This window comes from Streptomyces sp. NPDC060002, from assembly GCF_042737245.1.
Lineage (GTDB): Bacteria > Actinomycetota > Actinomycetes > Streptomycetales > Streptomycetaceae > Streptomyces.
The window spans coordinates 1-14,003 of record NZ_JBHWUW010000041.1; the positions used below are offsets into that span (position 1 = coordinate 1).

The following is a 14,003-nucleotide window of genomic DNA, read 5'->3' on the forward strand; positions in this document are numbered from 1 at the left end:
GCGCCGCGGGCGCCCCGCCGGCCCGGCGGGGCCGGGCGGCGTTCCCCGGTCCCACCCCCCACCCCCCGACGGGCACGCGGACGGGCACGCGGACGGGCGGACTCCCGGCGCGACCGGCGGTGGCCGGACGTACGTGAGCACGTTCGTGGGTGGTCAGAAGGTGCGCGGGGGTGCGCTGACGATGCCGGTGGCCAACGCGAGTCTCAACCTGGCCGCGTCCGAACTGCCGGGCACCGCGCTCAAGATCACGATCTTGAGGTCCGACTCGCCGTCGGTCAGGACGTCGCAGTCCACTTCGACGGACCCGACCTCCGGATGCTCGATCGTCTTGCGGTCCTCGCGATGGGCACCCACCGCGCCGCTCGCCCACAGCCGGGCGAACGTCGGACTGCCCACGGCGAGGACACGGATCAGTTCGGCCAGGCGTACGTCGTCGGGGAAGCGACGACCTGGGCCGAAGGGGCCGTGGCCCGCCCCTGCTCCAGGCGCACCACGTATTCGACCGACACACCGGCCCGTTCGGCGAGTTCCTCGCGACGCGGTCCGGCCGCGCGGTGGGTCCGGGCCGACGGCAGCCCCGCGGTCGACCGGGACAGCCGCTCTCGCCAGGCACGGATCGTCGCGCCCGGTCGCCGCGGACCAGGGCGTACATGGCCGGGAGCCCGGCGAGCAGTCCGAGCACGAGCAGCGCCCGCACCGCCGCACGGGCGGTCGCGAAAGGTGCTGCTGCTCGCGGCTCTTCATCGGGATCATCCCAGGCGGCGACTGTGAAGCGGGGCATCGGTGGTGGTGCGCCGGGCGCCCGGGCCGGGTACCTCGTCGCGGCTCGGGGCACTGTCACCGTGGGTGTCCGATCGCGTACAGTCCGCACAGCGTCAGCGCTCTGTCGCGCAGCCCAGCACAGCGGTTGACCTGGAGAAGAATCATGGAATCCGAAGCCGGTCCCGGCTCTCTCCCGCTCGATTCCGGAACGGGGCGGCCGGTCCCCGAAGCCGAGCCCGCACTCGTGGAGCGGTGGCGCTCGCAGAGAGGCGAGCTGGTCGAGTTGCTGGCCCAGGTACGCGAGCGGTTCGGCGGCGTCGCCGCGTTCCGGCTCGGGCCGTCTCCCACCGTGCTCGTCACCGACCCGTCGGCGGTCCAGCACGTGCTCGCCCGCTACCCGGAGCGGTACGTCAAGCGCTCCCACCGCGCCCGTCTGCTGATCGGCGACGGGGTCCTGGCCGCCACCGGTACGGCGTGGAAGGGCCAACGCCGCTTGTTGCAGTCCCAGTTCACCGGTACCGGGATGCGCCGCTACGAACAGCGGATCACCGAGGCCGCCCGGACCACCGCCGAGCGCTGGGCCGGGTACGCCCGAACCGGGCAGAGCGTCGACGTCGGGCGGGAAATGCGTCGCTTCGCCCTGGACGCCATCTGGCGCTCCCTCACCGGGCACCCCCTCGATGACGGTACCGAGCGCGAACTGGACGCCGTGGCAGCCGTGGCGACCGCCCTTCCGACGCTGCCGGTCGAGCCTTCCGACGCCCGGGACGCCGTCGCCGCCGATCTCGCCCGGATCGACGCGGTCGCCCGGCACGCCATCGAGGCCGCCCGAAACGGGGCGGCCGGCCCGGCCGGCCCGGGCCTGCTGCACGTCCTGACCGACGCCGCGACCGAGCATCCCGAGTACACCGATCAGCTGATCCGCGACGAGCTGGTCACGCTGCTCGCGGCCGGGCACGAGACCACCGCGACCACTCTGACCTGGCTGTATCTGCTCCTCGACCGGTACCCCGCCGCCCGCGAGGAAGCTCTCGCCGCCGGCGGCGAAGGATCGGCGCCACGCCGCCAGGCCATCCAGGCCCTGATCCACGAGACGCTCCGGCTCTATCCGTCCGTGTGGATCCTGCCCCGCCACGCCGCCGAGGACGACATCCTCGCTGGCCACACCGTCGAGGCGGGCACCGACATCCTCGTCTGCCCGTACCTCACGCACCGCGATCCCGAACTGTGGGCGGACCCGGAGCAGTTCGATCCCCGGAGGTTCGTCACCCCGGGCGGTCGGCCTGCGCACCTGGGCGCCTACTTCCCCTTCGGTATCGGTCCCCGTGCGTGCCTCGGAGTGCAGTTCGCGCTCCGCGAGTCGACCGTCCTGCTCGAACACCTTCTGCCGGCCCACGTCCTGGCCTTCTCCTCCACCCCCACCAAGGCGGCGTACGGCATCACCGTCCGCCCCGACGGCCCCGCCGTCGCGACCCTGGGGGCTTAGGGCACGCGGGTCGACGACCGGCCCCTGCGCCGCGGAGCGTCTCGGCCCGGCGGCCGTTCAGGAGGCGGCCGTCCGGGTCGTCCGTCGGCCGGTGCCGGTGCCGGTGCCGGTGCCGGTGTTGGCGCCGGGGCCGGGGCCGGTGCTGGTTCTGAGGTCCGCTGCGAGCGCGTTGAGCCATACCTCGATGTCGGTCAGAAGGGACAGGACCCGTGGCGGGGCGTCGGACAGCGGGGAGGGCGGCGGCGTCAGCCGGACATGGATGCCGCCCGGGGGGAAGTCGGCCGCCCGGACGATGGCTGTCTCCGCCTCCTCGCTGATGTGCCGGGTCCAGCGCAGCGCGGCGGGAGGCAGCTCGGGCGGACGGTCCGTCCGGGGCAGCCAGTACGCGCCGACCAGGACCCGGGAACCGAAGTTGAGGGCGGCGAGGTAGTCGGCTTCGGGTTCGCGGGCACGGGCGGAGGGCTCGGTGCGGTACTGCGCGTACGAGCCCTCCGCGATGCGAAGCCGGTGCAGGGTCAGCCGGACGGCCTGATGGGCGGCGTCGTCGCGGCCTGCCGGCCCGTCGCCGGTCGCGGCGGAGGTGGTGGCCCGCACCAAGGGCGCGGCAGACCGAAGCAGCGCCGCCATGCTGCGCCGCGTCTCGGCGCGGGCCCCGAACGGCCAGGCGAGCACACCGCACAACAGCCCGACCGCGCTTCCCGTCAGCACGTCCACGACACGCATCTCCGCGAGCCGCCAGGTCACGGGTTCGATCTGCGCGAACGCCGTGGAGACGACCAGGGTGAACAGTCCCTGTGCCCAGGCCGGTCCTTCCAGGGGCCCCACCGCGAAGGCGATCAGCATCATCGGTACGAGCAGGTACGCGTACACCTCGGTGGCCTGGCCCGCCCCGATGAGGAGCAGCCCGGCGGCGAGCGCTCCGGCCAGTGTGCCCACGACGGCCGCGCGGACGGCGGACCAGGTGGCACCCGCAGTGGTCCGCCCGAGGGTCAGCACGGTCAGCAGCACCCAGAATCCGTGCGACAGGTCGAGTGAGCCCGCCACCAGGCGGGCGAGTGCGAGCCCGCACGCGCTGCGCAGCGCGTTCTGGAAGACGACGGAGCGCCGCGTCAGGTTGCCGGTGAGACGGATGGTGAACAGGCGGGCCGTGGGCGTCCGCGCGTACCAGAACTGCTCCCGGGGCAGGCCGTACACCGGCCGACGGCCGCCGAGCGCCAGGGCGACGGCGGTGCGCACGGTCACCGCGGAGATCGCGATGGTCAGGACCGTCGACTGCCGCAGCAGCACCTGGCGCGGGCGGGCGACGCGCTCGGTGGGGTCGCCGTCGCGTGCGGCCAGGAACTGGGCGATCATCTCCTCGATCAGCTCGGGCCCCGCCGCGGGGCGCGACCGGCGCAGCGCGCCCGCCGTTTCGGCGCAGGCCGCAGCGGTGCCGCGCAGCAGGTTCTGCGAGGCCATGTCCGAGGGCGTGGGGTGCATCTCGGTGAGGGCGGCCAGCTGGTCGACGAGCCGCCGCGCGGCAGATCCCGCCTGGGCGAACGCGCGGTCCGCCCTTCCCGCTCCGGTCGGGCGGGCGCCGGCAGGCTGCTGCGAGAAACGCAGGCCCCGGCCGGCCGCCCTCAGCCGTCCGGCCAGACCGGGCTCCGGGCCGTCGCTACGGATCAGGGAGCGGGCGGCGCGGGCCGCGAGGTCCAGGGTGTCGGCGATCCGGTCGCGGTACGACGGATCCGGTGGATCCGGGAGCACCACCACCTCGCACAGGACGAGGAACACCCCGCCGGCGGCGACCCCGGTCAGCCGCTGGGCCAGCGTCTCCGGGGCGAAGGGCGGGAAGCAGGCGAGGATGTAGAACAGCTGAAGCCCGGGGACGGTGCCGGCCAGCCGGGGGCCGCACACCGAGCCGAACATCAGCACGAAGCCGACGATCAGCATGCCCGCCACGGCCGACCAGGTCTGTACGGCGAGGGCCGTGCCGGCGGCGGTGAGCACAGCGGCGGCCGGCAGGGCGCGCAGCACGGTCGCGGCGCGTCGGCGTCCGGACCCCGGCACGGGCGAGAGGACGCCGAGCGCGATGGGCGTGAAGAGGGCGTAGACCGCGGCCACGGGCTGATCGAGGAGATACGCCGCCGGATAGAACCCGGCCGCCGCGGCGACCGTGACGCGCGTCGCACGCCGGCCGGCCCGGACCGATTCGGCGAGCGACGGCCGCTTGGGCATCAGCGCTCCTCTCCGCGCGCCACCCGAGGATCATCCGCGGCTTTCAGTGTCGCGCGGGTCGGGTGGCCACGCAGGCGGACGCGGTCGTGCCGCTCGCACCGGTACTGATCGCCGTCCCGCGGGGGCTACGCCGTACGGCGGCACGGGTGGTACGGGTGGTACGGGTGGTACGGGCGACACGGCGGCGCAAGCGTGGGCCGCGGCCGTGCCCGGCACGGCCCGAGGCGGCAGGGGCAGGTCGGCAGGGGCGGGTCGGCGGGGGCTTCCCCGAGAGAGGGGAGATCGACCGCCCCGCTCCGGGGTATGCGGGAGGGAGCCCGAGGACCCGAGGAAGGGAACACCATGACGACCTACGTGATCACCGTGCCCGGCACCTTCACCGCCGGGGTCGATGACGAGACGCGAACGCGGCTGAGTCGGGCCCTGCGCCCGGCCGATCCGCACCGCACGCGGATGGGCAGCGAGCAGGACCTCGACCCGCTCACCGTGAACGAGGACGACACGTTCACCATCCGGCTCGCCGTCGAAGCGGACAGCGGCCCGGACGCGGAGGAGGACGCCCGCAGGCTCGCGGACTCCGCCCTGCACGCCGCGGGGCTCGACGACGCCGGCGCGAAGTGGGACGGCCCCGGGCATTTGCCGTCTGCCGTCTGCCGTCTGCCGTCTGCCGTCCGCCGGTCAGCGGCCGCCCCGCCCGTGCGACAGGCGCTGCCACACCGCCCCCGCCATGGCTTCCTCGCCCTTGGCGTTGGGGTGCGCGGGAGCCGCGGGGGACGTGGGCTGCAACGGCTCGATCCACCGCTCCGCCGGGGGCTTGCACATGTCGTGGCCGATGGTCGGGCCGTAGGTGTCGACGTACTCGGCGTGGTTCCAGCGGGCCACCAGACGGAGCATCAGGTTGAGCCGCTTGCCGGTGTCCCGGAGGTAGGGGAAGTCCTGGGTCGCGAACGGCACCGAGGGCGCGCAGCCGCTGCCGTCGTCGGGCAGCAGGTCCGGGTAACCGACGACGAGGATCCGGGCGTGCGGGGCGCGGTCGTGCACGGCTCGGAGCACCCGGGCGACCTTGGGGCCGGCTTCGGCTATCGCGACCGTGAGCTGGTCGACGCCCGAGGCGCCGTAGTGGCGCTGGCACGGGTTGCCGGTCGGGTCCTGCGCGGACAGTTGGGCGCAGGTGCCGATGATGGAGCCGAAGCCGATGTCGTTGCCGCCGATCTGGACGGTCACGATGTCGCTGTTCCGTCCCACCGCGTCGAGTTGGGGGCCGTTGGTTCCCTGCGCCTTCCACATGTGCTCGGTCGTCGCTCCGCTGCAGCTGACGTCCTTGAACGTGGTCGCCCGGAGCTTTCCGGCCACGATCGAGGGGTAATTGTGGTCGGAGCGGGCGCAGTTGGCGTCCACCTGCCGGGGGATGAGGGGACCGGAGGTGTAGGAGTCGCCGAGCGCCACGTACCGGCGGCCACCGCCACCGCCACCGCCGCCACCACCGCCGTGCGCCGCGGCCGGTGCCGCGGAAGCGGCGACCAGGGCGCAACTCCCCAGTGCGGCCAGGAAGGTGACGCCCCTTCGGCGGTGACCGGCCGGTCTTCCCGTGCGTACGTCGCGCTGCATCGAGTTCCTCCCCCTTGAAGCCCAGGCCCCGTCGGCGACACCGTCCCCTACGGTCGGCGTACCGTTCGACTGGGCTTGTATACCGCCCAGTAGGTCACCGGGGCCAGAGCCGGGAGCGAACGCGTTGCCGGAAGAGGCGGGGCGCCGGCGTCCGGAGCGGGGGAGCCGCGTCGGTGGTCCCCCGTCAGGGGGCGGTCGAGGCCATGACGCTGGTGCCGGCCCGCGAGATGCGCGGCCGGGACGTCACCGTCAACGCCGTCGCACCCGGCCCCACCGCCACGCCGCTCTTCCTCGAGGGCAAGGACCAGGAGGCGATCGACCGCCGCGCCGCGCAGCCCCCGCTGGAACGGCTCGGCACCCCCGAGGTCATCGCCGAGACCATGGCCTTCCTGGCCGGCCCGGGACGCTGGGTCAACGGCAAATCCTCTTCGTGAACGGCGGCACCGCCTGAGTCCGCGACTCGCCCTGCCCAACTGGGACTTCGAGCCCCGGTGGCGATCGGGAGGACATCATCCTGTATAAAAATACCAAACGTGCGGTTTACTTGTAGATCATCGGTGGGATGCTCTCCACGTTTCGGACGGGCGGCCCGGCCCGCGTCGTCGTCCTTTACAGGTTGAGGGAGGGAGGCCTGATGGTCATGCAGGCGCGAGCGGTGCGCACACGTCAGTCTCTTGTCCAAGCGGCTGCCGAGCTGTTCGCCGCCGAGGGGTACGCGCGGGCTTCCCTTCCCGTCATCAGCGAGCGGGCCGGTGTGAGTACCGGGGCCCTTCACTTCCATTTCGCCAGCAAGAGCGATCTGGCCGGGGAGGTGGAGAGGGCGGCGGCGGATTCTGTGGAGGAGCTGGCGGAACGATGTCGCAGCGCGGCGGACACGCTGTTGCAGTCCCTCGTGCACACGGCTTGCGGCCTGCTCCTGGCCGTGGTCACCGATCCGGTGATCAGGGCGGGATTCCGGCTGAGCGGTGATCCGTCCCGGAAGAACGGGGCGCAGATGCTGCAGTGGTGGCGGGCGTGGGTGCACGATCTCATCGTCCAGGCACAGCGCGAGGGGGAGCTCGCTCAGGACGTCTCGGTCGACGCCGCGACGACCGTGATCGTGGCGGCGACGGCGGGGTTCGAGGTGCTGGGCGCGGCCGACCGCGACTGGCTCTCGGTGGACCGCGTGACGCAGTTGTGGACCTTCCTCCTGCCATGGCTGGCAGGCTCACCGGATCACGCCCCGCTGCTGTCGGGGATCGGGGAGGCCCTGGACGAACTGTCCGAATAGCCGGCGCTCCGCGCCACGCGGGGCGTCCGCGGCGGGGACATCGTCGAGATCGGCACCGTGTCCTGCGGCCTCGCCGTCGCCGGCGGCCGGCCCTGAACGATCCACTCGCCGATGCCACCGCTCAGGACGAGGTCATCGCACCGGCCCCTGCTCGTCGACGAACACGGTGGGCGTGGACAGGAACACATCGGGGTTCACGGGGCCGTAGGCGATGTTGAAGGTGTCCAGCCAGTACGACCACCCCCGTATCCCCGCCGCGCTGCTGAACCGGTAGTTGAGCTGCCAGCGCACCCACTGGCCGGGGGCGAGTCGCACCGCCGGTGGCCGCCGCCGCCTGGGCGGCTGGCCGAACAGGGGTTGCACGCGGGGGAGGACCCGCAGCCGTCCGTCGGCTTCACGAAGCAGGACGTCGACTGTGCGGATGTCTGCCTGGGTGCCGAACGGTGCGAAGCCGTCACGCTCATCCATGCGAACCACATGTGCGGAGGCCGCCTCGGGCTGCGGGAGAACGAACCCCGCCGGAGCCGCGTTCCTGCGCGCGGCTGCCTCCCCTCCCCGCGACTCCTTCGTCCAGGACGTCCGTACCCACTGGACCGCGATCTCCATACCCTGCTCCCGCTGATGCGCCGAGGGCTCACTGTAAGCAGTTCGGGCGGCCGGCCGGTCTCGCCTGCGGTCCCATGCGGACGCTCATGTTCGGGACGTCGTGCCGCCACCGTAAGTGGGACCGCCCTCGTGACCCTCGGCGAGCTGGGTCCGCAAGAGTTCCTTGTCCTGCGGGCCGAGGCCGGCGACGAAGCGGACGAGGGCGGTGCCGCGGTCGGGGTCCTTGTCCAGTTCGGCGTGCATACGGCGGGCCGTTAGGCCGGGCGGGTCCTGGGCGGGGGCGTAGGCATAGCCCCGGCCGGCGTGGGTGCGGATGACCGCCCCCTTGGCGTGCAGGCGCGTCAGGATCGTCGTCACCGTGGTGCGTGCCAGGTCCGTTCCGAGTGCCTGCTGGACGGCCATCGGGGTGAGCGGGCCGCCGGCGGCCCAGAGCGCGGCCAGGACACTCGCCTCCAGCTCGCCCGCGGGACGACGGTCCGCCCGCCCGCCGGCCGACCGGTCTTCATGTCCCTCTGGCATCACAACGCCCTCGCCTCTCGTTTCGCGTTCGTCCACAGTGCGGTAGACCGTCTACGCGGTTGTAGTCAGTCGGTCGGTCGGACTGTAGTCGCCCGCGCGGGCCGGAGTCGGACCTGGTTCTGGACGTGGCTTCCGGACGGGCCTTCCGCAAGGCCCGTCCGGTCGGCGGCCTGCCGTCCGTGTGGGCCGGCCGGCCGCCTCCGGCGTGCGGGGCCGAAGTCAGCCCTGGTGGACGGCGGGCGCGCCCTCGACGTGCTGTTGCCTCTTCGCGTTGACGGCGGCCGCGGTGACGGCCGGCGCGGCGAGGAACATGACGGCGGTGAGGGCGAAGGCCGCCGTGTAGCCGTGGGTCAGCGAGCGCCGCGCCCACGCCCTGGGGTACGCGGGCCAGGATGAGCAGAGCCTCGTCGGGGGCGAGTCCGCCGAGCAGGGAGGCCAGGGTGAACACGGCGATGCCGGTGCGGAGGAGACGCCGCCGCCCGTAGAGGTCGCCGGCCCGGCCGCCGAGCAGCAGCCCGCCGCAGGCCGGGGCGTAGGAGTGACGGTCCAGGCGAGGTTCGCGTCGGGCACGTCGAGTTCGGTCTGGATGCGCGGCAGGGCGACGTCGGTGATGGTGGCGTCGAGGATCGGCATCAACCGGGCGGCGGCGATCACGATCAGGGCGAGGCCCGGACGGTGTCCGCCCGGGGAGCCGGAACGCGCGTCCGCGTCGGCCGAAGCGGTGACAGTCGCGCTGTCGGAAGGCATGGAAGAACTCCAGGGACTGGTGGGTGAATACATTCCCGAGAGCGTCGGACGGGGAGAACGCCCCGCTGATCCTTTCAGTGAACCAGGGCCGGTCCCCGAGCCTGAATCCCTGCTCCCCGCCCGAGCGCTGTCGGGCTGTAGGGGCCTTGACCTCCGTCTGGCGCTCGACGATGCTTTGTTGCGGCACATGAGATGCGTGTCGTAATGAGCAACATCAGCCGAGGTCTCGTACCAGCCGAGGAGTGGGCATGACGCACCAGGTCCGTGCTGTCGTCGCGCGGGGCAAGGGGGCCCCCGTCAGCCTGGAAACGATCATCGTGCCGGATCCCGGTCCGGGCGAGGCGCTGGTGAGGATCGAGGCCTGCGGGGTCTGTCATACCGATCTGCACTACCGCGAGGGCGGCATCAGCGACGACTTCCCCTTCCTGCTGGGGCACGAGGCCGCAGGTGTGGTGGAGTCGGTGGGGGAGGGCGTCACCGAGGTGGCGCCGGGCGACTTCGTCATCCTCAACTGGCGTGCGGTGTGCGGCCGGTGTCGCGCCTGCCGACGCGGGCGGCCCTGGTACTGCTTCGACACCCACAACGCCGAGCAGAAGATGACCCTCGCCTCGACCGGACAGGAGTTGTCCCCGGCGCTCGGTATCGGCGCGTTCGCCGAGAAGACGCTGGTGGCGGCCGGACAGTGCACGAAGGTCGACCGGTCCGCGTCGGCGGCCGCCGCGGGACTGCTCGGCTGCGGGGTGATGGCGGGCATCGGCGCCGCCATCAACACCGGGAACGTGGGACGCGGTGACAGCGTGGCCGTCATCGGCTGTGGCGGTGTCGGGGACGCGGCGGTCGTCGGGTCGCGGCTGGCGGGCGCGGCGAAGATCATCGCGGTGGACATCGACGACCGGAAGCTGGCCACCGCCAGGAAGCTGGGCGCGACCCACACCGTCAACTCCAGGGAGTCCGACCCGGTCGAGGCGATCCGCGAGCTGACCGGCGGCTTCGGCGCCGACGTCGTCATCGAGGCGGTGGGCCGCCCGGAGACGTACCGGCAGGCCTTCTACGCCCGCGACCTCGCCGGTACGGTCGTCCTGGTCGGCGTGCCGACCCCGGAGATGAAGCTCGAGCTGCCCCTGCTGGACGTCTTCGGACGCGGCGGCACGCTGAAGTCGTCCTGGTACGGAGACTGTCTGCCCTCCCGCGACTTCCCCTTGCTCATCGACCTCCATCTACAGGGACGGCTGGATCTGGACGCCTTCGTCACGGAGACCATCGGCCTGGACGAGGTCGAGAAGGCGTTCGACCGGATGCACGGTGGCGAGGTCCTGCGTTCGGTGGTGCTCCTCTGATGGCCGGCGCCCGCATCGAACGCCTGGTCACCGCGGGGACGTTCTCGCTGGACGGCGGCGCCTGGGACGTCGAGAACAATGTGTGGATCATCGGGGACGACGAGGAGGCGATGGTCGTCGACGCCGCCCACGACGCCGAGGCCATCGCCGGACGACGCTGAACGAGATCGCCTGGGACGACTGCATCCTCAAAGATCAGCATCGCCGGACCGTCAATGGCGGGCCTGGATCTTCAGGTCGCCGCGGGTCTGCACGCGGATGTGGTCACTGGCGAGCATGGCGTGGGGGAAGCCGAGGTCGATCGCGCTGACCTCGTCCAGGCATGCCATCTGGGACCGGGTCAGGTCGACCTCGAGGGCTCCCAGGTTCTCCTGCAGCTGTTCGACAGTTCGCGCCCCGATGATGGGCGCGGTCACTCCTGGGTTGTGCAAGGTCCAGGCCAGTCCGACCTGTGCAGGGGTCCGGCCCAGTTCCGCCGCGACCTCCTTGACGACGTCCACGATGGCGAGGTTGCGCTCGGTCACTGCGCCCAGGGCCAGGTTGAAGCTCTTGCGGGCGCTCTCACTCTGGTCGGACGCCGGTGCGGTCAAGTCCTGGCGGCTGTACTTGCCGGTGAGGACCCCACCCGCCAAGGGGGACCACAGCACGGTTCCCAGTCCCAGCTCCTGGGCCATCGGCAGAAGGTCACGCTCCCCGGTGCGTTCCACCAGGTTGTACTCCAGCTGTAGTGCCGTCAGTGGCGACCAGCCGCGCAGGTCGGCGATCGTCTGCATGCGTGCGATCTGCCAGGCCGGGGTGTTGGAGATGGCGACGTAGAGGATCTTGCCCTGGCGCACCAGGTCGTCCAGGCCGCGCAGGACCTCCTCCACGGGAGTGGTGGAGTCCCATACGTGCAGGTAGAGCAGGTCGATGTAGTCGGTGTTCAGCTGCCGCAGGCTGGTTTCGACCGCGCCGAACAGACTCTTTCGGCTGGCGCCACCGGAGTTGGGGTCATCGGGCCGGCGCAGCGTCGTGTACTTGGTCGCCAGGACCAGACTGTCGCGCCGGTTACGGGCGAACTCGCCGAGCATGCGCTCGGAGGTGCCGTTGGTATAGGTGACCGCGGTGTCGATGAAGTTCCCACCCCGCTCGACGTAGAGGTCGAACAGTTTCCGCGCCTCGTCCTGCTCCGCGCCCCAGCCCCAGTCGTTGCCGAAGGTGGCCGCGCCGAGCGCGAGTGGTGAGACCCGCAGGCCGGAACGTCCCAGCTGCCGGTAGGTGTCGAGCGTGAGCGCCATCGTATTCTCCTGTGAAGTGTGGTTCCTGGCGTGTGTTGCGTGCGGGCCGGTCGTGGGCCCGTGGGATGCTCATCCGGCTCCGAGCCCGTGCCGCCGGCCACGGTGACGGCCTGGCCGGTGATATAGCCGGCGGCGTCCGAGGCGAGGAAGGCGACTGCTTCCGCGACCTCCTGGCTGGATCCGAAGCGCTCGAAGGGGATCTTCGCGCGCGTGGCGTCCCGGCCGCTCTGGGGCACTCCCAGCTTGTCGAACAGTGGGCTGGTGAAGTACTGGCCCGTGAAACTGAGGTCGGCGTGCTCGTCGACGATTCCTCCGTCACATCGGCTACCGGTGACATCAGAGCGTCGGTGTCGGCGAGCACGCGCGCATCGGATCGGACGACGAGTACGTCGTCGGGGAGCTCGGACCGTGCCCGTGCGAGGTGATCAGGATTCTGCCCGGTGACCGCGACCTGGTAGCCACGGGCGTGCAGCAGCCCGGCCGTCGCTACCGATCCCGGTCGTCCCCCCGGTGATGAGCGCTGTAGGCATGTCAAACCTTTCGTCGCTGAAGCAGTGGGCAAGAGACATCCCTTAAAGGGGGACCTCCCCGCTTGTCTCCACCGTACACTGAACCGGGGACGTCCCCGATTCGCTCCCGAGCCGCAACCGACACTCACGATCGCGAAGGTCATGACACCTCCACGCAGCACCCTGCGCGCCGACGCGCAGCGCAACCGCGAGCAGCTGATCGCCACGGCCGCCGAAGCCTTCGCATCCGGACGCGCGATCTCGCTGGATGCGATCGCCAAGCGCGCGGGAGTAGGGAACGCCACCCTGTACCGGCACTTCCCCACCCGAGAGGATCTGGTCGAAGAGGTCTACCGGGACCAGATCCGCCCCTTGCGCGAAGACGCGCGGACCCTGCTGGCTACCGAGCCGCCCGCACAGGCCCTCCACGCGTGGATGCTCCGATTCGCCGACTGGGCCGGCGAGCGACGCGGCATCTGCGAGGCGCTGGTCGCCATGAGTGCTTCCGGCCGCTTCGGCACCGGACCGGTCTGTGACGAGGTCCAGCAAATCCTGGCGATGGTGCTCAAGGCCGGCGCCACAGCGGGAGAACTGCGCAGCGACATCGACCCGACCGACGTAGGCGGCATCCTCGCCGGTTTGCTTTCCGTAGCCGGTGCACCCGAGCAGCGCCCCCAACTGAACCGCATGCTCGACGTCGTCGTCGACGGACTCAGGCCCCGCTGAGCGATACGCCAGCGGTTCGGTGAGGCGTCGGCCTATGCCGGAGGACATGGCTGCCGCCGCGGCGGTCGTGGTACCCCAGACCTTGGTGAGGACCCACGGGATGGTCGCCTGCGTTCGGCTCGTTCGCCGTCAGGTGGCAGACACTGGCGGTCACCACCCGGCTGGACCCCGCAGAGCGATACCTGAACCTGCGGTCGGCCGAATGAACCTGCTACTCCGCAGGAAGAGGACTCAACGGGATCCGGGACAACGCCCAGCGGGTGAACGTGAGCAGAGCTTCGCCGGCGATGTCCTCAAGCCGGTCGAAATCCTCCAGCAGCACGTCGAGCAGGAAGTGCTCGACTTCCTGGTCGGCCCGCTTGATCAGGACGAGGCAGCGATAACAGGGCTTGGGAGGATGCTCAAGAAGGATCGCTCGCAGAGACCCCGTCGCATCGTCGGCCAGTTGCTGATCAAGCCATCCAGGCTCGCGTCCTCTGCCGAGGTTGAGGCGCTCGCTCTTCGAACTCAGCCCTACGAGGTCTTGCTTGTTCACACGCTTGATCGCTTTGGGCACCTTCTCCGGCATGAGAGCAGGTTAGCCACCAACGGCCAGAACGCGAGGTGCCGCCAGCACAGACCATGACCCTGTGGCGCCCCCAGCACACACAGTGACTGCACCGACGCTTCGGCAGCAATACTCGCGACAGTCAGATACGCGAGCTCACCGGTACCAAGGCCGAACTACGTGCCCGAACCGAAGGGCCGTCGCCTCGCACTCGCTGAGGCGACGAGCGCGCCGGACCCCCCCAACCCACCAGGTCCGAGCACTGATCGCCGCCGTTCGCGGCTGGTGACAGCGTTCTTACCGGCACGACGGCCGTGAGTTCAGCGTGACTGAGGGACTTTCACCGGGAACTCACGACGTCTTCTGCCGGCGGGCTCGAAAGTCCGGTGGGT

The 14,003-nt window shown here is 71.3% G+C and carries 11 protein-coding genes and 4 pseudogenes; 6 read left to right on the forward strand and 9 right to left on the reverse strand.

From position 1 onward, the window contains the following. Nucleotides 1–153: 153 nt before the first annotated feature. Nucleotides 154–617: pseudogene (locus ACFWBD_RS29260) on the reverse strand (helix-turn-helix domain-containing protein). A gap of 308 nt (nt 618–925) precedes the next feature. Here ACFWBD_RS29260 and ACFWBD_RS29265 point away from each other — a divergent pair. Next, nucleotides 926–2,248, forward strand: coding sequence for a cytochrome P450 (locus ACFWBD_RS29265; protein WP_385673045.1), 1,323 nt, complete (start codon nt 926–928; stop codon nt 2,246–2,248). A 57-nt stretch (nt 2,249–2,305) separates the two neighbouring features. Here the strand turns inward: ACFWBD_RS29265 and ACFWBD_RS29270 are convergent, their stop codons facing one another. Continuing rightward, nucleotides 2,306–4,465, reverse strand: a complete 2,160-nt coding sequence (locus ACFWBD_RS29270) for an FUSC family protein (protein WP_385673048.1) — start codon at nt 4,463–4,465, stop codon at nt 2,306–2,308. Nucleotides 4,466–5,143: 678 nt separating this feature from the next. Next, nucleotides 5,144–6,073, reverse strand: a complete 930-nt coding sequence (locus ACFWBD_RS29275) for an SGNH/GDSL hydrolase family protein (RefSeq protein WP_385673051.1) — start codon at nt 6,071–6,073, stop codon at nt 5,144–5,146. 185 nt (nt 6,074–6,258) lie between these two features. On the opposite strand from ACFWBD_RS29275, the pseudogene ACFWBD_RS29280 reads away from it, so the two are divergent. Both ACFWBD_RS29280 and ACFWBD_RS29285 read left to right on the forward strand, forming a co-directional pair. Then, nucleotides 6,259–6,524: pseudogene (locus ACFWBD_RS29280) on the forward strand (SDR family oxidoreductase); the annotation flags it as partial. A 189-nt stretch (nt 6,525–6,713) separates the two neighbouring features. Beyond that, the gene (locus ACFWBD_RS29285) at nt 6,714–7,343 is read left to right on the forward strand and encodes a ScbR family autoregulator-binding transcription factor (protein ID WP_385673055.1); all 630 of its coding nucleotides are present in this window, start codon (nt 6,714–6,716) and stop codon (nt 7,341–7,343) included. A 132-nt stretch (nt 7,344–7,475) separates the two neighbouring features. Here ACFWBD_RS29285 and ACFWBD_RS29290 read toward each other — a convergent pair whose 3' ends face one another. The 3 genes from ACFWBD_RS29290 to ACFWBD_RS29300 form a co-directional block, all read right to left on the reverse strand. Next, nucleotides 7,476–7,949 carry a hypothetical protein gene (locus ACFWBD_RS29290; RefSeq protein WP_385673058.1) on the reverse strand — a complete coding sequence of 158 codons (474 nt, stop codon included), beginning with the start codon at nt 7,947–7,949 and terminating at the stop codon, nt 7,476–7,478. 84 nt (nt 7,950–8,033) lie between these two features. Beyond that, nucleotides 8,034–8,468 carry a BlaI/MecI/CopY family transcriptional regulator gene (locus ACFWBD_RS29295; protein ID WP_385673061.1) on the reverse strand — a complete coding sequence of 145 codons (435 nt, stop codon included), beginning with the start codon at nt 8,466–8,468 and terminating at the stop codon, nt 8,034–8,036. Nucleotides 8,469–8,687: 219 nt separating this feature from the next. Further along, nucleotides 8,688–9,215, reverse strand: coding sequence for a hypothetical protein (locus ACFWBD_RS29300; RefSeq protein WP_385673064.1), 528 nt, complete (start codon nt 9,213–9,215; stop codon nt 8,688–8,690). A 248-nt stretch (nt 9,216–9,463) separates the two neighbouring features. Here ACFWBD_RS29300 and ACFWBD_RS29305 point away from each other — a divergent pair, with 248 nt between their 5' ends. After that, entirely contained in the window at nt 9,464–10,552 is a 1,089-nt protein-coding gene (locus ACFWBD_RS29305; protein ID WP_385673067.1) for an S-(hydroxymethyl)mycothiol dehydrogenase, read from the forward strand. Continuing rightward, nucleotides 10,552–10,701: pseudogene (locus tag ACFWBD_RS29310) on the forward strand (MBL fold metallo-hydrolase); the annotation flags it as partial. The gene ACFWBD_RS29305 and the pseudogene ACFWBD_RS29310, both read left to right, overlap by 1 nt. Nucleotides 10,702–10,764: 63 nt before the next feature. On the opposite strand, the gene ACFWBD_RS29315 reads toward ACFWBD_RS29310, so the two are convergent. Together ACFWBD_RS29315 and ACFWBD_RS29320 are read right to left on the reverse strand one after the other, a co-directional pair. Then, on the reverse strand, nt 10,765–11,829 hold the full coding sequence (locus ACFWBD_RS29315; RefSeq protein ID WP_385673070.1) for an aldo/keto reductase: 1,065 nt from the start codon (nt 11,827–11,829) through the stop codon (nt 10,765–10,767). 101 nt (nt 11,830–11,930) lie between these two features. Further along, nucleotides 11,931–12,065, reverse strand: a pseudogene (locus ACFWBD_RS29320) (SDR family oxidoreductase); the annotation flags it as partial. Nucleotides 12,066–12,500: 435 nt separating this feature from the next. Here ACFWBD_RS29320 and ACFWBD_RS29325 point away from each other — a divergent pair. Next, nucleotides 12,501–13,064 (forward strand): TetR/AcrR family transcriptional regulator, encoded by a 564-nt coding sequence (locus ACFWBD_RS29325; protein ID WP_385673073.1) that lies wholly within the window; start codon nt 12,501–12,503, stop codon nt 13,062–13,064. 211 nt (nt 13,065–13,275) lie between these two features. Here ACFWBD_RS29325 and ACFWBD_RS29330 read toward each other — a convergent pair whose 3' ends face one another. After that, complete coding sequence (locus tag ACFWBD_RS29330; protein WP_385673076.1) at nt 13,276–13,632, reverse strand: hypothetical protein; 357 nt, start codon at nt 13,630–13,632, stop codon at nt 13,276–13,278. Nucleotides 13,633–14,003: the final 371 nt, after the last annotated feature.

Coding starts and splice junctions, on each gene's coding strand:
- ACFWBD_RS29290 (WP_385673058.1), bottom strand. CDS start 7,949: ATGGAGATCGCGGTCCAGTGGGTACGGACGTCCTGGACGAAGGAGTCG.
- ACFWBD_RS29265 (WP_385673045.1), top strand. CDS start 926: ATGGAATCCGAAGCCGGTCCCGGCTCTCTCCCGCTCGATTCCGGAACG.
- ACFWBD_RS29270 (WP_385673048.1), bottom strand. CDS start 4,465: ATGCCCAAGCGGCCGTCGCTCGCCGAATCGGTCCGGGCCGGCCGGCGT.
- ACFWBD_RS29285 (WP_385673055.1), top strand. CDS start 6,714: ATGCAGGCGCGAGCGGTGCGCACACGTCAGTCTCTTGTCCAAGCGGCT.
- ACFWBD_RS29305 (WP_385673067.1), top strand. CDS start 9,464: ATGACGCACCAGGTCCGTGCTGTCGTCGCGCGGGGCAAGGGGGCCCCC.
- ACFWBD_RS29295 (WP_385673061.1), bottom strand. CDS start 8,468: ATGCCAGAGGGACATGAAGACCGGTCGGCCGGCGGGCGGGCGGACCGT.
- ACFWBD_RS29300 (WP_385673064.1), bottom strand. CDS start 9,215: ATGCCTTCCGACAGCGCGACTGTCACCGCTTCGGCCGACGCGGACGCG.
- ACFWBD_RS29330 (WP_385673076.1), bottom strand. CDS start 13,632: ATGCCGGAGAAGGTGCCCAAAGCGATCAAGCGTGTGAACAAGCAAGAC.
- ACFWBD_RS29275 (WP_385673051.1), bottom strand. CDS start 6,073: ATGCAGCGCGACGTACGCACGGGAAGACCGGCCGGTCACCGCCGAAGG.
- ACFWBD_RS29315 (WP_385673070.1), bottom strand. CDS start 11,829: ATGGCGCTCACGCTCGACACCTACCGGCAGCTGGGACGTTCCGGCCTG.
- ACFWBD_RS29325 (WP_385673073.1), top strand. CDS start 12,501: ATGACACCTCCACGCAGCACCCTGCGCGCCGACGCGCAGCGCAACCGC.